The sequence below is a fragment of the Janibacter sp. FSL W8-0316 genome (genome assembly GCF_038004165.1).
GTDB lineage: Bacteria > Actinomycetota > Actinomycetes > Actinomycetales > Dermatophilaceae > Janibacter > Janibacter indicus.
This window is the reverse complement of record NZ_JBBOQX010000001.1, coordinates 2,455,234-2,473,318: the sequence shown is the minus strand read 5'-3', so window position 1 is coordinate 2,473,318 and position 18,085 is coordinate 2,455,234. Positions and strand designations below refer to the sequence as shown.

General features: G+C 71.9%; 16 protein-coding genes. 7 read left to right on the top strand and 9 right to left on the bottom strand.

The features are described from left to right. Positions 1–19: 19 nt before the first annotated feature. A complete protein-coding gene (locus tag NYE39_RS12155) occupies positions 20–262 on the top strand; it encodes a WhiB family transcriptional regulator (RefSeq protein ID WP_341012841.1) in 243 nt (80 codons plus the stop codon). Here NYE39_RS12155 and purD read toward each other — a convergent pair whose 3' ends face one another. After that, positions 263–1,546, bottom strand: coding sequence for a phosphoribosylamine--glycine ligase (gene purD / locus NYE39_RS12150; RefSeq protein ID WP_341012840.1), 1,284 nt, complete (start codon positions 1,544–1,546; stop codon positions 263–265). Between the two features lie 349 nt (positions 1,547–1,895). Here purD and NYE39_RS12145 point away from each other — a divergent pair, with 349 nt between their 5' ends. After that, positions 1,896–4,103: a HelD family protein gene (locus NYE39_RS12145; protein ID WP_341012839.1), complete on the top strand. Its 2,208-nt coding sequence runs from the start codon at positions 1,896–1,898 to the stop codon at positions 4,101–4,103. An 89-nt stretch (positions 4,104–4,192) separates the two neighbouring features. Here the strand turns inward: NYE39_RS12145 and NYE39_RS12140 are convergent, their stop codons facing one another. The 5 genes from NYE39_RS12140 to fbaA all read right to left on the bottom strand — a co-directional run bounded on the left by NYE39_RS12140 (position 4,193) and on the right by fbaA (position 8,293). Then, entirely contained in the window at positions 4,193–4,372 is a 180-nt protein-coding gene (locus NYE39_RS12140) for a DUF5302 domain-containing protein (RefSeq protein ID WP_072623472.1), read from the bottom strand. A gap of 108 nt (positions 4,373–4,480) precedes the next feature. Continuing rightward, positions 4,481–5,770 carry an adenylosuccinate synthase gene (locus NYE39_RS12135; RefSeq protein ID WP_341012838.1) on the bottom strand — a complete coding sequence of 430 codons (1,290 nt, stop codon included), beginning with the start codon at positions 5,768–5,770 and terminating at the stop codon, positions 4,481–4,483. Positions 5,771–5,857: 87 nt separating this feature from the next. Further along, on the bottom strand, positions 5,858–6,655 hold the full coding sequence (locus tag NYE39_RS12130) for a helix-turn-helix transcriptional regulator (RefSeq protein ID WP_072623470.1): 798 nt from the start codon (positions 6,653–6,655) through the stop codon (positions 5,858–5,860). Between the two features lie 199 nt (positions 6,656–6,854). Then, entirely contained in the window at positions 6,855–7,259 is a 405-nt protein-coding gene (locus NYE39_RS12125; protein ID WP_192911301.1) for a DUF3151 domain-containing protein, read from the bottom strand. Then, on the bottom strand, positions 7,259–8,293 hold the full coding sequence (fbaA, locus tag NYE39_RS12120) for a class II fructose-bisphosphate aldolase (RefSeq protein WP_072623468.1): 1,035 nt from the start codon (positions 8,291–8,293) through the stop codon (positions 7,259–7,261). Before fbaA ends, NYE39_RS12125 begins: the two co-directional genes overlap by 1 nt. A 146-nt stretch (positions 8,294–8,439) precedes the next feature. On the opposite strand from fbaA, the gene NYE39_RS12115 reads away from it, so the two are divergent. Continuing rightward, positions 8,440–9,069, top strand: a complete 630-nt coding sequence (locus NYE39_RS12115) for a hypothetical protein (protein WP_341012837.1) — start codon at positions 8,440–8,442, stop codon at positions 9,067–9,069. 31 nt (positions 9,070–9,100) lie between these two features. On the opposite strand, the gene NYE39_RS12110 is transcribed toward NYE39_RS12115, so the two are convergent. Further along, positions 9,101–10,318 carry a pyridoxal phosphate-dependent aminotransferase gene (locus NYE39_RS12110; protein WP_341012836.1) on the bottom strand — a complete coding sequence of 406 codons (1,218 nt, stop codon included), beginning with the start codon at positions 10,316–10,318 and terminating at the stop codon, positions 9,101–9,103. A gap of 77 nt (positions 10,319–10,395) precedes the next feature. On the opposite strand from NYE39_RS12110, the gene putP reads away from it, so the two are divergent. Then, positions 10,396–11,922, top strand: coding sequence for a sodium/proline symporter PutP (gene putP, locus NYE39_RS12105; RefSeq protein WP_341012835.1), 1,527 nt, complete (start codon positions 10,396–10,398; stop codon positions 11,920–11,922). 23 nt (positions 11,923–11,945) lie between these two features. On the opposite strand, the gene NYE39_RS12100 is transcribed toward putP, so the two are convergent. Next, positions 11,946–12,569, bottom strand: coding sequence for a TrmH family RNA methyltransferase (locus NYE39_RS12100; protein WP_083545925.1), 624 nt, complete (start codon positions 12,567–12,569; stop codon positions 11,946–11,948). 93 nt (positions 12,570–12,662) lie between these two features. Here NYE39_RS12100 and NYE39_RS12095 point away from each other — a divergent pair, with 93 nt between their 5' ends. The 3 genes from NYE39_RS12095 to NYE39_RS12085 all read left to right on the top strand — a co-directional run bounded on the left by NYE39_RS12095 (position 12,663) and on the right by NYE39_RS12085 (position 15,226). Continuing rightward, positions 12,663–13,313, top strand: a complete 651-nt coding sequence (locus NYE39_RS12095) for a DedA family protein (protein WP_072623463.1) — start codon at positions 12,663–12,665, stop codon at positions 13,311–13,313. A gap of 96 nt (positions 13,314–13,409) precedes the next feature. Beyond that, complete coding sequence (locus tag NYE39_RS12090) at positions 13,410–14,375, top strand: ATP-binding cassette domain-containing protein (protein WP_072623462.1); 966 nt, start codon at positions 13,410–13,412, stop codon at positions 14,373–14,375. Continuing rightward, positions 14,372–15,226: an ABC transporter permease gene (locus tag NYE39_RS12085; RefSeq protein ID WP_072623461.1), complete on the top strand. Its 855-nt coding sequence runs from the start codon at positions 14,372–14,374 to the stop codon at positions 15,224–15,226. Before NYE39_RS12090 ends, NYE39_RS12085 begins: the two co-directional genes overlap by 4 nt. Positions 15,227–15,323: 97 nt before the next feature. On the opposite strand, the gene NYE39_RS12080 is transcribed toward NYE39_RS12085, so the two are convergent. Next, the gene (locus NYE39_RS12080) at positions 15,324–18,071 is read right to left on the bottom strand and encodes a helix-turn-helix transcriptional regulator (RefSeq protein ID WP_164513546.1); all 2,748 of its coding nucleotides are present in this window, start codon (positions 18,069–18,071) and stop codon (positions 15,324–15,326) included. Positions 18,072–18,085 lie beyond the last annotated feature (14 nt).

Sequence of the window (18,085 nt, the reverse complement as noted above, 5' to 3'; positions counted from 1 at the left end):
GAGGTTGGAGGGTGGCCGCATGACACCGACGACCCCGCCGTGCCAGACCATGTCTCCCGAGCTGTGGTTCGCCGAGACGCCCGAGGTCCTGGAGTACGCGAAGTCGCTGTGCGCCGACTGCCCGCTGCGCCGCATGTGCCTCGAGGGCGCGCTCGAGCGCGGCGAGCCGTGGGGCGTGTGGGGCGGTGAGATCCTCCACGAGGGAGCGGTGATCCCCCACAAGGTCAAGCGCGGGCGCCCTCGCAAGGACGTCGCCGCCTGATCAGGCGCGGATCTCCCCGCGGGAGGCGCGCAGCGCGATGTCGGTGCGGTGGTGGCCACCGTCGAGCCCCACCTCGGCCACCGCGGCGTAGGCCCGCTCGCGCGCCTGTGCGAGGTCGTCGCCGAGGGCGACGACCGACAGGACCCGGCCGCCCGAGGAGACCAGTCGGCCGTCCTGCGTCGCGGTGCCCGCGTGGAGCACGTGGACGTGCTCGGCGAGGTCGCCGTCGGCGATCGCGTCGAGACCGTCGACCGGGACCCCGATGATCGGCTTCGCCGGGTAGCCCTCGGCCGCGACGACGACGGTCACCGCCGACTCCGGCCGCCAGCGCAGCGGGTCGTGCTCGGCCAGGCGACCCTCGGACGCCGCGGTGAGCAGCACCGCCAGCGGCGACTCGAGCCGGGCGAGCACGGACTGGGTCTCGGGGTCGCCGAAGCGCACGTTGAACTCGATGACCCGCGGACCGCGCGAGGTGAGCGCCAGACCGACGTAGAGCACCCCGACGAAGGGAGTGCCTCGCCGCGCCATCTCGTCGACGACCGGCTGCGCCACCCGGGCGACGACGTCGTCGACGAGGCCCTCCGGCGCCCAGTCCAGCGGGCTGTAGGCGCCCATGCCGCCGGTGTTGGGGCCCTCGTCGCCGTCGAAGACCCGCTTGAAGTCCTGGGCGAGGTCGAGGGGCACGACGGTCGAGCCGTCGCAGATGCAGAAGAGGCTCGCCTCGGGGCCGTCGAGGAACTCCTCGATGACGACGCGACCGTCGTCCCCCTTCGCCAGGCAGGCCAGGCCGTGCGCCATCGCGACCTCGCGGTCCTCGGTCACCACGACCCCCTTGCCGGCGGCCAGTCCGTCGTCCTTGACGACGAAGGGAGCGCCGAAGGCATCGAGGGCCTCGGCCAGCTGCTCCTCGGTCGTGCAGACGTGCGCGAGGGCGGTGGGCACCTCTGCCGCGGCCATGACCTCCTTGGCGTAGGCCTTGCTGCCCTCGAGGCGCGCGGCCTCGGCGCCGGGGCCGAAGCAGCGGATGCCGGCCTCGCGCACCGCGTCGGCGACGCCCGCGACGAGCGGGGCCTCCGGGCCGACGACGACGAGGTCGACCTCGTGGCCACGGGCCAGGTCGACGACCGCCTGCGGGTCCTCCGCGGCGACCGGCAGGTTGCGGGCCAGCGTGTCGGTGCCGGGGTTGCCGGGGGCGGCGATGACGGCCGAGACCGTGGGGTCGAGGGTGAGGGCGCGGACGAGGGCGTGCTCGCGGGCGCCTGAGCCGATGACGAGAACCTTCACGGGGGCGAGCCTACGAGACGCCGACGGGCGCGGACCCTCCCCTTCGGCCGACTGGCCACACAGGCCTCGAGACATAAGGGGGGGCGCAGCTCTCGGCAGGCAGGGGGTATCTGCCGTGAGCTGCGCCCCAAGGTCGCGGGTCCAGACATCAGGGGGGACACCGACCGCGCGACCGTCGACCGAAGCCGACCCCCCGATAGTGGCACTTCGTTGAGGGTGAAATCAAGATGGAACGGACCAGTTCCTCCGGAAGTCCTCTCGACAGGCCCGGCAACCCGTGTCATCGGGCGCGTGCACGGAGGAACTAGACTCAGTCCTTCCGCACAGCCGAAGGGGAGCACGAGGCCCTGTGACCGACACCCACGTCGACGCCGTCGCTGCCGAGATCGCCATCGAGCAGCAGCATCTGGACCGTGTCCACGCCGAGCTCGCCAAGGCCGGGAAGCGCGCCGATCTCGTGGCCGTGGACGGCATGTCGCGCGGCCGCACCGACCGCACCGGCGATGTGCGCGACGAGGAGATGTCCGGGCTCTTCGAGCGCGACGCGCTCGTCTTCAACGCCGCCCGACGCATGGCCACGCTCGAGCACCAGTACGAGGGTCTCGTCTTCGGCCGGCTCGACCTCGGCCACGCGCCGGAGGGAGCAGACCAGTCGGACCGCGAGGTGCGCTACATCGGCCGCCTCGGCGTGCGTGACGACGACTACGAGCCGCTCGTCATCGACTGGCGGGCGCCGGCCGCCTCCCCCTTCTACCGCGCGACGCCGGGCGACAACCAGGGCGTCATCCGCCGCCGCGTGCTGCGCAGCCGCGGTGAGCGGGTCATCGGCGTCGAGGACGACCTCATGGTCCCCGAGGCGCCTGACGACATGGTCGTCGTCGGCGACGGCGCCCTCCTGGCTGCGCTGACCCGCAGCCGCGGGCAGCAGATGCGCGACATCGTCGCGACGATCCAGGCCCACCAGGACGAGGCGATCCGCGCCAACGACCGCGGCATCACCGAGATCAGCGGCGGGCCGGGCACCGGCAAGACGGTCGTCGCCCTGCACCGCGCCGCCTACCTGCTCTACGCCAACCGGCGCCGCTACGAGTCCGGCGGCATCCTCGTCATCGGGCCCTCCGCGGCCTACACCGCCTACATCGAGCGGGTCCTCCCTTCGCTCGGCGAGGAGTCGGTGACCCTGCGCTCCCTCGGCGACGTCGTCGACGTCATCACCGCCGTGCGCCACGAGTCCCCCGAGGTCGCCGCGATCAAGGGATCGCTGCAGATGCGCACCGTGCTCAAGCGACTCGCCGCGCGGGCCGTGCCGGGCGCACCCACGAGCATGCGGGTCATGGTCGGCGGCCTGCCCGTCCACCTCGACGAGGGCCAGCTGGCCGACATCCGACGCCGCGCGCTGCGCGACCGCACGCGCAACCAGGCGACCAAGCACGTGCGCGAGCTGCTCGCCGAGTCCGCGTGGCGGCAGGTGCGCGAGGGCGACCGCGACGAGTTCCTCGACGCCTTCGACGAGTCCCTGGCCGTCGACGACTTCGTCGCCGCGTGGTGGCCGCAGGTCGACCCGCGCGAGGCCCTGCTGTGGCTCGCGGACACCGAGCTCGCCTACGAGGTGTGCCGCTCGGTCCTCAGCCAGGGCGATGCCGCCGCCCTGTCCCACGCAGCCCGCGAGACCCTCGAGCTCGGCTCGTGGACCGTCTCCGACGTCGCGCTCGTCGACGAGCTGTCGGTGCGGGTCGGGCAGGTCGAGGCGCCCGAGGTCGAGGAGCGCTCCTTCTACGAGATCGAGGAGCTCGACGGCGTCGAGGAGCTGCAGGCCATGGGCTCGGCGATCCGCGCCCCCGAGGTCGACCACTCGCTCACGCCGACGTCCGCCCGCGAGCGCCTGCTGCACGGCACCGTCGGCCGCTCCACCGACTACGCCCACGTCCTCGTCGACGAGGCCCAGGACCTCTCCCCCATGCAGTGGCGGATGATCGGCCGCCGTGGCCGCCGCGCCTCGTGGACGGTCGTCGGCGACGTCGCCCAGGCCTCCTGGCCCGACATCGCCGAGGCCGAGCAGGCTCGCGACGAGGCCTACGGCACGCAGCCGCGACAGGCCTTCCACATGACCACCAACTACCGCAACGCGCAGGAGATCTTCGACTACGCGCGCGAGGTGATCCTGCCCGTCGTCCCCGACGCCGACATCCCCGACGCGGTGCGGCAGACCGGGGTGCGGCCCGAGGACGTCACCTTCGGCGACCCGCTCGACGACTCCCGCCCCGACGTCAGCACCGTTGCGGCACAGGCGCTCACGCGCCTCGCCGACGAGGTCGACGGGTCCATCGCGGTCATCACCCCGCAGCGTCACGCCGAGGCGATGCTCGCCCTCGACGGCAGCCACGACGGGCGCGTCGTCGTCATCGACCCGCTGTCGACCAAGGGTCTGGAGTGGGACGCGACGCTCGTCGTCGACCCCGACGCGATCGTGCGCGAGGCCCCCGGTGGCGCCCGCGTCCTCTACGTCGTGCTCACCCGTGCGGCGCACCGGATGACGGTGCTGCGGCCCCTGGACTGAGGCGCCTGCCGTCCGGACGGAGCGGACGGCGGGGCATGCGGAACGGCCCCGGGGCAGGTGCCCCGAGGCCGTCCGTGTGGAGCGAGTGGTCAGCCGCTCTTGCGGCGGAACATCTGCTGGGTCGCACTGGTCTCGGCGCGGTGCGCGTCCTCGACCTTGCCGTGCGAGCCATCGGGCGAGACATTGGCCCCGCCGTGCGACTGCTTCTTCTCCAGCGCTTCCCGGAACTTCGCCTTCACGTCCTCAGGAGCGCTCTCGTGCTTGCTCATGGGACCTCCCTTCGTCGGCGGCCGGGACCGCGGCTGCGACCCCGTGTCACTCCACCCTCCAGCACGAAGGGGGTGAAGGCAACGGCTTTTCGCCGGCGACGGGGCCGCTCAGGCGTCGAGGAGCGGGTGCCGCTGGATGATCTCGTCGCGGCCGGGGCCGACGCCGATCGCCGAGACCCGGGCACCGATGAGCTCCTCGGCCCGCAGGACGTAGGCCTGGGCATTGGCCGGCAGCTCCTCGAAGGTGCGGCAGTGGGTGATGTCCTCCCACCAGCCGTCGAGGTACTCGTAGATCGGCGTCGCGTGGTGCACGTCCGACTGGTTGACCGGCATCTCCTCCACCCGCTCGCCGTCGATCTCGTAGGCGACGCAGATCGGGACCCGCTCCAGGCCGGTGAGGACGTCGAGCTTGGTGATGACGAAGTCGGTGACGCCGTTGATCCGGGTCGCGTAGCGGCCGACGACGGCGTCGAGCCAACCGGTGCGGCGCGGGCGACCGGTCGTCGTGCCGTACTCGTGGCCGGTCTTGCGCAGGAACTCTCCGTCGTCGTCGAAGAGCTCGGTCGGGAAGGGGCCCTCGCCGACACGCGTGGAGTAGGCCTTGAGGATCGCGATGACCCGGCTGACCCGGGTCGGCGGGATGCCCGAGCCGGTGCAGGCGCCACCAGCAGTCGCCGAGGACGAGGTGACGAAGGGGTAGGTGCCGTGGTCGACGTCGAGCAGGGTGGCCTGGCCGGCCTCGAGCAGGACGTTCTTGCCGGCGTCGAGCGCCCGCTCCAGCTCGAGACTGGTGTCGACGACCATCGGGCGCAGCCGGTCGGCGTAGGAGAGCAGCTCGGCGACGACGGCGTCGGCGTCGGCCGCCCGGGTGTTGTAGATCTTGGCCATGACCTGGTTCTTGAAGTCCAGGGCCGCCTCGACCTTCTGGCGCAGGATCCCCTCGTCGAAGATGTCCTGTACGCGGATGCCGATGCGGTTTATCTTGTCGGCGTAGGTCGGTCCGATGCCACGGCCGGTCGTGCCGATCTTGCGCTTGCCGAGGAAGCGCTCGGTGACCTTGTCGAGCGTGCGGTTGTAGGGCGCGATGAGGTGCGCGTTGGCGCTGATGAGCAGCTTGGAGGTGTCGACGCCACGCGCCTCGAGCCCGTCGAGCTCCTGGAAGAGGACCTCGAGGTCGATGACGACGCCGTTGCCGATGACGGGGACGACGCTCGGGGTGAGGATGCCCGACGGCAGCAGGTGGAGTGCGTACTTCTCCCCCTCGATGACGACGGTGTGACCGGCGTTGTTGCCCCCGTTGAACTTCACGACGTAGTCGACGTCGTTGCCCATCAGGTCGGTCGCCTTGCCCTTGCCCTCGTCGCCCCACTGGGCCCCGATCAGCACGATCGCCGGCATCGGTCCTCCTCGCCCACCCCGGTGACGGCAGCGGGTCTCGACAACACATCAGCCGCGGGCGGCCCCGCGGCTGCTGACCCCCACACCCTACCGGCGCGCCACCCCGAGCCGACCGTCGCGCTCGAGGGCGACCCCGAGCTGGAAGCGGGTGCCGACGCCGTACTGGTCCATCAGGGCGGCGACCCGCCGGCGCACGGTGCGCAGCCCGACGTGCAGGGTGCGCGCGATCATCTCGTCCTTGGCCCCGAGGGCGAGCATGCGGATCAGCGCGTCGTCGGCGCCGGTCTCCGACACCTCGACCTCCGGGGAGACCGTCCACATGAGCTCGAACCACGCGGCGAAGCACCGCACCAGCGCGGGGTTGCGGATGAAGACGTAGGGCGAGTGCGGGTCGCCCCACTCGGCGAGGGTCACGACCGCCTCGTCCCCGAGCACGAGGAACTCGGTGGCCACGAGGTCGGACAGGCGCTGCTGCTGGCCGGAGCGCCGCTTGGCCGCGAGCTCGGCCCACGACAGGTCGCCCTGCAGGACATCCGGGTGGATCAGGGCCCGCTGAAGCTGGCCCTCGACGGCCCGGTCCCGCTCGTGCCGCGAGTTGGCCTCCTGCTGCCCCGCACCGGTATCGGTGGTGAGGATGACGTTGTCCGTGCGATCGACGTGGCCGGCGACCCGGTCGATCATCGGCGCCGCCATCTCCTGGGTGAGGACCTGCACACCGGGGTCGTCACCGAGGTCGATGTTGTGCATGCGGGCCCGCAGCGTCATCAGGGCATGGCCGATGTCGACGAGCTTGTCGCGGGCCTCCTCGACCCGGATCGTGTCGGCGGCCAGGTACTGCTCGAGTCGACGAAGCGGGTCGTCGTCGACGTCATCGCTTCGCGCCATGATTGGCATGTTAGTGCCACTGGCCGTCCAGTGCCGTTCTTTCGGGTGTTCATGGGGCACAATGGGCCCTGCGGGGGCGCCGCGCTTGGGAATCAGGGGACTTCTGAGCGGCGCCCCCCGCCTTGTCTTCCGGGCACGGGACACCGGACCGACGACGAAGGGCGTCACGACCACTGGTCGTGACGCCCTTCTGGCCGTCTCAGCCCAGCAGTGCGCGGGCCGCCTCGAGCGAGGAGTCGGCGAGGAAGGTGCGGCAGCGCTGCTCCTCCTCGGTCTCGCCGATCTCGCCGGCGGCCTGGGAGAGCGCGGCGAGCGCCCGCAGGAAACCGCGGTTGGGCACGTGCGCCCACGGCACCGGACCCTGACCCTTCCACCCGGAGCGCCGCAGCGCGTCGAGGCCGCGGTGGTAGCCGGTGCGGGCGTAGGCATAGCCCTCGATGGAGCGGCCACCGTCGAGGGCGGCCTCGGCGAGCACCGCCCACGGCAGGGAGGACGAAGGGAGGTCCGCCGCCACCGCGGCCGCGTCCTCACCGGCCTCGATGCGCGCGGTCGCCGGGTCCTCGGGCAGCTTCGTCTCGGGGATGCCGAGCAGGTTGTCCACCATCAGGCCTTCACCGACGTCCCGGCCGAGCGGAGGTTCTCGCAGGCCTCGACGATGCGGGCGGCCATGGAGGCCTCGGCCTCCTTGCCCCACGCGCGGGGGTCGTACTTCTTCTTGTTGCCGACCTCGCCGTCGATCTTCAGCACGCCCGAGTAGTTCTCGAACATGAAGCCGGCGACCGGGCGGGTGAAGGCGTACTGGGTGTCGGTGTCGACGTTCATCTTCACGACGCCGAAGTCGACGGCATCGCTGATCTCCTGGGCGGTCGAGCCCGAGCCGCCGTGGAAGACGAGGTCGAGGGGGCGCTCGCCGGCGTCGGTGCCGTACTTCGCGACGATCGCGTCCTGGCACTGCTTGAGGATCTCGGGGCGCAGCTTGACGTTGCCCGGCTTGTAGACGCCGTGGACGTTGCCGAAGGTCAGGGCCGTCATGTAGCGGCCCTTCTCACCGAGGCCGAGCGCCTCGACGGTCGCGAGCGCGTCCTCGGGGGTCGTGTAGAGCTGGTCGTTGATCTCGTTGGCGACGCCGTCCTCCTCGCCGCCGACGACACCGATCTCGACCTCGAGGATGATGTCGGCCGCGGCGGAGAGCTCGAGCAGCTCCTGCGCGATCTGGAGGTTCTCCTCGAGCGGCACGGCCGAGCCGTCCCACATGTGCGACTGGAAGATCGGCAGGCCGGTGGCGTCCCGACGCTCCTTGCTCGCGGCGAGCAGCGGGCGGACGAAGCCGTCGAGCTTGTCCTTGGGGCAGTGGTCGGTGTGCAGGGCGATGTTGACGTCGTAGTTCTTCGCCACCTCCTGCGCGTAGGCGGCGAGCGCGAGCGAGCCGGTCACCATGTCCTTGATCGTCGGGCCGGAGAGGTACTCAGCGCCGCCGGTGGAGACCTGGACGATGCCGTCGCTGCCGGCCTCGGCGAACCCGCGGATCGCAGCGTTGAGCGTCTGGCTGGAGGTGACGTTGATCGCGGGGTAGGCGAAGGACCCTGCCTTCGCACGGTCAAGCATGTCGCGATAGACGTCGGGAGTGGCGATGGGCATGGCGTGGAGCCTCCTGGCGCGGTGATCGGTGGTCTTGCCGCCGATCCTCGCAGATCACCCCTCACCCGACCATGCGCCCTTTGCTAGGTTCGGTCGCGCGACCGGGGGGACGCGCCCCTCGCCACGTCACGACGAAGGGGAACCACGTGCACTTCCGTAGCCGACGCCACCTCGCGGCCGCTGCCGCCACCGCCGCCGTCCTCCTGACCGCCGCCTGCGGCTCCGACTCGTCCGGGCAGGAGTCGCCCTCGAGCAGCGAGGCTGCGCCCTCGAGCAGCGAGGCTGCGCCCTCGAGCAGCGGGGCTGCGTCCTCGTCCTCGTCCTCGAGCAGCGCGACCGGCTCCAACACGATCGTCGTGGACGGCACGACGATCGAGGCCACGTGGAAGCCCGCCTGTCAGCGCAGCGAGGACGGCACCAAGGGCGCGATCGACCTGCTCGACCTGCCGAGCCTGGAGGAGATCGAGGAGTCGGGCGAGCTCGACGGCACCATCGTGGGCGCCGACTTCGACCTCGACGGCGACGAGGCGACACTCACCGGCTTCCGGGTGACCAACGGCTTCCAGGAGGACCTCATCGGCGACCGCTTCGGGGACCTCGTCGGCAACCAGGACGACATGACGATCACCTACTCGGACAAAGCCGTTCGCGTCGAGGGCACCGCCAGTGGCGAGGTCGACGGCAAGAAGCGCGAGGACATCCCCTTCGTCATGGACGTCGGGTGCACCACCTGGATGGGCCTGACCAATGAGGGCGACGTCGCCCCGCCGAGCTGATCGCGGACGGGTCCTCAGGGCGCGAGCAGGCTCATCCGCGGGCGCCCGTGGAGCGTCGGGAGTCCTGCCAGGCGATGATCCGCTCGAGCGCCTCGGCGATGGCGTCGGGCCCGGCGGCGAGCGAGAGCCGCACGCAGTGCGACCCGTCGACCGGGTCGAAGTCACCGCCGGGCGTCACCGCGACCCCGGTCGCCTCGAGCAGCGCCGACGCGTACTCCCGCGCATCGGCGAAGCCCGCGAGCTGGTCGCCCAGGTCGGCCCAGTAGTAGAAGGCGCCATCGGCGGGCGCCGCTGCGCCCCAGCCGAGCTCGGGCACCCGGTCGAGCAGCACCTGCCGGGCCCGCCCGAAGTCGACGAGGGCCGCCTCGCCCTGCCGGTAGGACTCCTCGGAGAAGGCCGCGACCGCCGCCTCCTGCGCCGCCGCCGGCGGGCAGAGCGCGATGTTGCCCGCGAGCGCGTCGACCGCGGCCCGCAGGTCCTGCGGCACGAGGAGCCAGCCAAGACGCCACCCGGTCATGCCCCAGTACTTGCTGAAGGAGGAGACGACGATCGCGTGCTCGTCGACCTCCCGGGCGCAGACACCCTTCGCATCGGGGCCGGTGCCGTAGGTGACGCCGTGGTAGATCTCGTCGCTCACGAGCCGCACGCCGTGCGCCCTGCACCAGGCGGCGATCGCGGTGAGCTCACCACGGCCGACCATCGTGCCCGTGGGGTTGGCCGGCGAGGCGAGGACGAGCCCGGCCAGCGGGGCCTGCGCGTGCGCCGCCTCGAGCTGGGCGACGGTCGGCTGGTAGCGCTCCGCCGGACCGGTCTCGATGTCGACGACCTCGCAGCCCAGCCCGGCGAGGATGTTGCGGTAGGCCGGGTAGCCGGGCCGCGCCAGCGCGACCCGGTCGCCGTGGTCGAAGGCCGCGAGGAAGGCCAGGACGAAGCCGCCGGAGCTGCCCGTCGTCACCGCCACCTCGGTCGGGTCGACGTCGAGGCCGTACCACCGCCGGTAGTGGCCGGCGATGGCCGCGCGCAGTGCCGCAGTGCCGAGCGCGGGCGTGTACCCCAGGGCCCTCCCTTCGGCATGGATCGCCGCCGCGGTCTCGTGGACCGGACCGGGCGCGCCCTGGCTGGGCTCGCCGGCACAGAGCGAGATGACCTCACGGCCCTCCGCACGCATCCGGGCGACGGTGGCCAGGACATCCATGACCTCGAAGGGGGCGACCGCGGACCGGGAGGAAGGGGCGAAGGGAGACGTCATGCGGTCATGGTCGCACTGTGATGCAGGCCACGTCCGGGTGTACTGTCTCCCGGCCACACCATCCAGAGAGGACTCCCGTGTCGGAGACGACTTATCAGCTCATCGCGATCGGCGTGTACTTCGCGGCGATGCTCGCGATCGGCTACTACGCCTACACGCGCACCCGCAACATCGACGGCTACATGCTCGCCGAGCGCGGGCTGCACCCGGCCGTCGCGGCCCTGTCCGCCAATGCCGCCGACATGTCCGGCTGGCTGCTCATGGGCCTGCCCGGCGCCATCTACGCCTCCGGCCTCATCGAGTCCTGGATCGCCATCGGCCTGACGGTCGGCGCCTGGCTCAACTGGAAGTTCGTCGCCCCGAGGCTGCGGGCCTACACCGAGATCGCGGGTGACTCGATCACCATCCCGAGCTTCTTCGGGCGCCGGCTGCGTGACCGGACCAACCTGCTGCGCATCGTCGCCGCGCTGGTGATCCTCGCCTTCTTCACCTTCTACGTCTCCTCGGGCATGGTCGCCGCCGGCAAGTTCTTCGAGAGCTCCTTCGGCTGGGAGTACCTGCACGGGGTGCTGCTCGTCGCGGGCGTCACGCTCGTCTACACGCTCTTCGGCGGCTTCCTCGGCGCGACGCTCACCGATGTCGCGCAGGGCCTGCTGATGTTTGCCGCCCTCGTCGCCGTGCCGTTCGTGGCGATCTTCAAGGTCGGCTCGCCGGGCGAGATCGCCGACGGGGCCCGAGCGGTCAACCCCGACGTCTTCAACCTCTTCGCCGGCGACTCGGGCACCGGCCTGATCGTCCTCGGCATCATCTCGACGGCCGCGTGGGGCCTGGGCTACTTCGGCCAGCCGCACATCATCGTGCGCTTCATGGCGCTGCGCACCCCCGCCGACGCGCACTACGGCCGCATCGTCAGCACGACGTGGATGATCATCACCGCGCTCGGCGCGATCACCACCGCGCTCATCGGCGTGGCCTACTTCAACGGCCCCGACCCGGCCAAGCAGATCGACGACCCCGAGACCGTCTTCCTGCTCCTCTCGCAGATCTTCTTCCACCCGCTCGTCGCGGGCTTCGTCCTCGCGGCCGTGCTCGCCGCGATCATGTCGACGATGTCGAGCCAGCTCGTCGTGTGCTCCTCCGCCCTCGTCGAGGACCTCGTCAACCTCACCGGTCGCAAGGCGTCGGACAAGGCGCTGCTCGTCTACGGCCGCGTCGGCGTCCTCGTCGTCGCCCTCGTCGGCCTGGTCCTCGCGCTCGACCCGAGCTCGGCGATCCTCGAGCTCGTCGCCTTCGCGTGGGCCGGCTTCGGTGCCGCCTTCGGCCCGATCGTCCTGCTCGCGCTCTACTGGCGCCGCCTCACCGCGACCGGTGCCCTCGCCGGCATGGTCGTCGGTGCGGTCACCGTCTTCGTCTGGGGCAACATCGACAGCCTGAGCGACCGCCTCTACGAGATCGTCCCGGGCTTCGCGCTCAACCTGCTCGTCGCAATCGTCCTCTCGCTGGTCAAGCCGTCGACCGACCCGCAGATCCAGGCGGAGTTCGAGCGGATGGAGCACGAGCTCGCCGACGGACGCGGCGACATCGACCTCGCCCGTCAGGGCTGAGTCGACAGCGGCGCCTCACTGGTCTACGGCACCTGGCCGAAGGTGTGCCGCCGCACCCAGGCGTGCATCGCGATCGCCGCGGCCGCTCCGGCGTTGATCGAGCGGGTCGAGCCGTACTGAGTGATCTCGAGGACCGCGTCGCACACCGCGAGCATCTCCGGCGAGATCCCGGGGCCCTCCTGACCGAGGACGAGGACGCAGTCGCGGGGCAGGCCGAAGGTCTCGATCGGGACCGAGCCCGGGACGTTGTCGATGCCGATGATGCGAAGGGGGGTCCCCCCTTCGCCCGCCGTCGCCGCCCACTGCGCGAAGTCCGCGACAGACGGATGGTGGTGCTCCACCTGGTAGCGATCGGTGACCATGGCGCCGCGACGGTTCCACCGCCTCTTGCCGACGATGTGGAAGGCGGCGGCACCCATGGCATTGGCCGTGCGCACGACCGAGCCGATGTTGAAGTCGTGCTCCCAGTTCTCGATGGCGACGTGGAAGGCGTGCCGCCGGGTCGCCAGGTCCGCGGTGATCGCCTCGTGGGACCAGTAGCGGTAACGGTCCTCGACATTGCGCCGGTCGCCGTCGCGGAGCAGCTCGGGGTCGAGGTGCGGGTCGTCGGGCCACTCGCCCACCCACGGACCGACGCCGTGGCTCACAGGCGGCGCGGAGGGTCCGCCCCTAGCCTTGGCATGATCATCCGGGGTGCTCACGGGCCCCCACCGTAGACGTCACCGCCGCGGAAGGGCCGCATGAACACCATCGTCGAGTGGGTCCTCGACCTCATGGACCGGATCGGGGGCCCCGGCATCGCGCTGGGCATCTTCCTCGAGAACGTCTTCCCGCCGATCCCCAGCGAGGTGATCCTGCCGCTCGCCGGCTTCACCGCCGCGCAGGGCCGCTACTCGATCGTCGAGGCGGTGCTCTGGGCGACGCTAGGCTCGGTCACCGGCGCGCTGCTGCTCTACGGCATCGGCGCGGCGCTCGGGATCGACCGGCTCAAGGTCATCGCGCACCGGATGCCGCTCGTCGACGTCGCCGACATCGACAAGGCCGACGCGTGGTTCACCAAGCACGGGCCCAAGGCCGTCTTCCTCGGCCGCTTCGTCCCCGGGATCCGCAGCATCATCTCGATCCCCGCCGGCATCGACCGCATGCCGGTGGCGAAGTTCCTCGGCTACACGACCGCCGGTTCGCTCATCTGGAACTCCCTCTTCGTGTGGATCGGTTTCCAGCTCGGCGACCGCTACCACCTCGTCGAGCAGTACATGGACCCGATCAGCAAGGTCGTCTACGTCCTCATCGTCCTCGCCGCCCTCGGGGTCGTCGCGTGGATGTGGCGGCGCTCGGTGCGCCGCAGCCACGACCCCGACGACCACATCGACGTCGAGACCCTGGAGTAGCCACCCCCGGTCCCTGAGGTGCGAGGCCGTCCGCGGCCGAGCCTCGAAGGGAAATCCGGTGCGCGTTGTCGGTGCTGCCCCCTAGCGTGGACGGACATGACCGCACCCGTGATCGAGGCCTCCGGCCTGGTGAAGACCTTCGGTGACTTCGTGGCCGTCGACGACGTGAGCTTCGAGGTCCCCCAGGGCACCGTCTTCGGCCTCCTGGGGCCCAACGGCGCCGGCAAGACGACGACCGTGCGCATGATGACCACGCTCGCCACCCCGACGCGAGGCACCGCGCGGGTCGCCGGGCACGACGTCGTCGCCGAGCCCGAGGCGGTGCGCGCGAGCATGGGCCTGACCGCGCAGTCCGCGACCGTCGACGACCTGCTGACGGGGAGGGAAAATCTGCGGCTGATCGGCGACCTCTACGGCCTGCCCGGCCGCGAGGTCCGCCGCCGGGCCGACGACCTGCTCGAGCGATTTTCGCTCACCGAGGCGGGCAACAAGGTGGTCAAGGACTACTCCGGCGGCATGCGCCGACGGATCGACCTGGCCGTGAGCCTCATCGCCCACCCGTCCGTGCTCTTCCTCGACGAGCCGACGACCGGCCTCGACCCGCGCAGCCGGGTCGAGCTGTGGGAGGTGCTGCGTGACCTCGTGCGTGACGGCACCACGCTGCTGCTCACGACCCAGTACCTCGACGAGGCCGACCAGCTCGCCGACCGCATCTGCGTCATCGACCACGGGCGGATCATCGCCCAGGGCACCCCGCTCGAGCTCAAGGACCAGTCCGGTGCCACGAGCCTCGTCGTCACCGTCTCGCGCCACGACGAGGTGGCCCGCGCCGCCGAGCTCGTCCGCGAGGCCGTCGGCGAGGTCCACGTCGACGCCGACGCCCGTCGGCTGACCGCCCCCGGTGCCGGGGTCGCCGACCTCACCCGCATCGCCGGCGCCCTCGACGGCGCCGACATCGACGTCGACGACCTGGGCATGCAGCGTCCGAGCCTCGACGACGTCTTCCTCTCCCTCACCGGCCATGCCGCCGAGGAGTCCACCAACCAGGAGGCACCGGCATGACCGCCCAGAGCGACACCAGCTCCATCGCCGTCCCGCACGCGAGCCCGACACCGGTCGGCGCCGGTCGGGTCCGGCAGATCACCACCCTCGTGCGCCGCAACCTCACCCACATCAAGCGCCAGCCCGAGATGCTCACCGACGTGACGATCCAGCCGGTGATGTTCGTGCTGCTCTTCGCCTATGTCTTCGGGGGCTCGATCCAGATCCCCGGGGTCGACTACAAGCCGTGGCTGCTGCCCGGGATCATGGCGCAGACCATCGCCTTCAGCGCCTTCATCGTCGCCATCGGGCTCAACACCGACATCGGCAAGGGCATGGTCGACCGGCTGCGGTCGCTGCCCATCCGCCGCTCGTCGATCCTCATCTCGCGCAGCATCGCCGCGCTCATCCACTCGAGCATCGGCGTCGCCGTCATGTCGGTCACCGGGCTCTTCATCGGGTGGCGGCTGCACGACGGCGTGGTCAACGCCCTCATCGGCTACGGGCTGCTCCTGCTCTTCGGCTTCGCGATGATCTGGATCGGGATCCTCGTCGGGTCGGCGATGCGCTCGGTCGAAGCGGTCAACGGCCTGATGTTCACGACGATCTTCCCGATCACCTTCCTCTCCAATGCCTTCGCGCGGACCGACGTCATGCCGAGCTGGCTGCGCACCGTCGCCGAGTGGAACCCCATCTCAGCCCTCAGTCAGGCGATGCGTGACAACTGGGGCGTCGCGGGTCAGCCCTTGCGCGCCGACGCCCCGTGGCCGCTGCACCACCCCGAGCTGGCGACGATCATCTGGTCGGTGGGCATCACGCTCGTCATCGCGCCACTGGCCCTGCGGGCCTTCAACGCCCGCACGACCGACTGAGGGAGCCGAGCCCCAGGTCCGCCACCCGGATCGAGGTACCACCGACCAGATAGACGGTCGCGGATACCTCGACCCGCTCGCCCGGACGCGTGGGTGGTCAGCGAGGGCCGTGGCCGAGGACGAGCGCGGCGAGCTGGGTGCGCGAGCGCAGGCCCGACTTGCGGTAGACCCGCGTCAGGGTGCCCTCGACCGTCTTGACGCTCAGGTGCAGCCGCTGGGCGATCTCGCGGTTGCTCGCGCCGTCGGCGACGAGCCCGGCCACCTGCTGCTCGGTGAGGGTGAGCGAGGCCAGGAGGGCCTGGGGGTCGCAGGCATCGGGCTCCTCGGGCTCGAGCGTGTGCAGCGCGGCTCCCTCGGGGAAGCGCGCCAGCACCCACGCGGTCCACGGCTCGGCGTGCAGCGGGCGCAGCACCTCGCGCGCCCGGCCGGCGGCCTCGCGGCTGCGCCCGCTCCGGCGGGCGCGGCGCTCGACGTGGGCGAGTGTCACCAGCGAGCGCGCCTGCTCGATCGGCAGCCGACGCTCCCCCGCGACCGTCGCCGAGCGGGTGACGAGCTCACGCGCGCGGTCGAGGTCACCCCGAGCGGCGGCAATCTCCGCCTCGGCCCGGTCGGCAGCGACGACGACTCCCGGTGCCCCGCGGCCGGCGGCGATCTCGGCGCGCACCCCGGCGAGCAGCTCCGCCGCCTCGTCGGCCTCGCCGACGAGGGCCAGGGCGGTCACGGCGTCGGTGTGCCAGCGCAGGGAGGTCACGTCCCGGATCCCGCTCGCCGCGTCGATGGCGCGCAGCTCACGGAAGGCCTCGACCGCCTCGTCGAGCTCGTCGAGGTGCAATCGGGCCAGACCGAGATGGGCCAGGTGCCGACGCAGGTAGCGCTCGTCCTCCTGCTCGCGCGCGAGCGCCACCCCGCGGGCGCTGACGACGGCGGCTCGCTCGAAGGACCCCCCGGCGCACTCCGCGATCGCCTCGATGTACCACGTCGTCGCGACGGGGGTGTCGAAGTGCGTGGCCGCCCGGGTGGCCCGCCCGGCGAGCTCGAGCGCCTCCCGCCCACGCCCCTGCCTGGAGACGATCTCGACGAGGCTGCGCAGGACGTGGACGGTGTCGTAGCCGGCGTCCGGCCCGACGGAGGCGAGCATGTCGACGAACTCCGCCCGAGCCCGACGCAGGTCGTCGTCGTGGAGCGCGAAGCGCCCGGCGATGTAGCGGGCCGACGTGTGGACGTGACCCGGTCGCGGCGTCCCGGCCAGCGCGGCGGCCGAGTCGATGAGCTCACGCGACCCGCCCTCGCCGAGGGTGCGGGTCACCGACGCGGCGACGGTGAGGGCGTCGACCTCGATGTCGGGCCGCCCGGCCCGCTCGGCGAGCTCGACGGACCGGCGGGCCAGCTCGAGCGCCGTGCGCAGCTCGTGCGTCCCCAGGAGCAGGCGGGCGCGCTGCAGCAGGACCCGCGCCTGGAGGTCGGGGTGCTCCCGGGCCGCCTGCAGCGCGGTGACGAGCACCTCGTCGGGCGAGACGTCGCCGAGCTCGACGAGCGCGAGATCGGCCCGGACCCGGTGCCCCGGGTCGGTGAGCCGCGCCGCGCCCTGGACGGCTCGGTGCAGCACCCGGGTCTCCTTGCCGATGACGGCATTTTCGAGGCAGCAGGTGATCCACTCGGCCCATTCGTCGGTGCGCGCGTCGGCCGCGAGGAGGTAGAGCTGGGCAGCGAGGTCGTGCTCGCCCCGTGCCGCGGTCTCCGCGGCCGAGGCGGCCAGGTCGGCCGGCGTGGTCGACGGGTCTCCGGCGAGGGCGCGGTGGTAGCGGGCCAGGGCCTCGGTGTCGGCTGCGGCAGCGAGCTCGGTGTGCAGCTGCACGAGCTCGTCGCTGTCGATCGACTCGAGCAGCACGTCGCCGAGCGCTGTCGGGGTGAGCCGGACGTAGTCGTCCTCGCTCACCAGGAGCGCGAGGGCCCGTGCCGTGCGGATGCTGTCGACGGCGTCGGCGCCGCCGAGACGGGTGAGGACCGCGGTCGTCGGCTGGTGCATCGCCGCGACCCGGCGCAGCGTGGCGCGCACGGGCGGCGAGAGCGCCAGGGCGCGTTGCCGCACGAGCGAGCGGACCGCCCGGGTCGCGTCGGCGGGCGACATGGCATCGACGGCCGCGGCGACGTCATGGGCCAGGCCGGGGTTGCCGCCGGACTCGCGGTGCGCCCACAGCGCGGTGTCGGTCGGCACGTCAGCCGTGGTGAGCATCTCGACGGTGTCGGCCCCCGCCAGCGGCTGGAGGTCGAGGTGGAGCAGCTGCAGCTCGCGCGCGGCGACCAGCCCCGGGACGAAGCCGGTCTCCGAGGAGACCTCCGGCGGACCGACCCCCAAGAGGATGCCCAGCGCGCCGGGGCCGAGCGAGCGCGACGCCGCAGTGCGCAGGGCGGCGAGCGTCAGCGGGTCGAGGTGCTGGGCGTCATCGACCACGAGGACGAAGGGGGCCCGCCCCGCCTCGGTCGTCAGCAGCTCCGTCAGGGCGTCCCCGAGGAAGACCGCCGGGTCACCGACGGTCACGGACCGCGGGTCGAGCAGTCCGGCGCGCATCCGCTCGGGCAGCTCGTCGAGCGTCTCGGCCGGGAAGGCGGACGCGATGAGCGCGGCCCCGTGACCGGGGGTGCCCAGACGCTGCACCCGGACGCTGATCGCGTGCGGGAGCCCTGCGGCGACGAGGTCGAGGACGGTGGTGCGGCCCATGCCCCGCGGGCCGTGCAGCGCGACAGCCTGACCGTCGAGCACCCGGGCGGTGATCGACGCGGCGAGCCGGGCGCGGCCCACCGGGGCAGCAGCGCCCGCGGCCTCGTGCCGAGCAGGCTGGATCACTCGCGCTCCTCCGT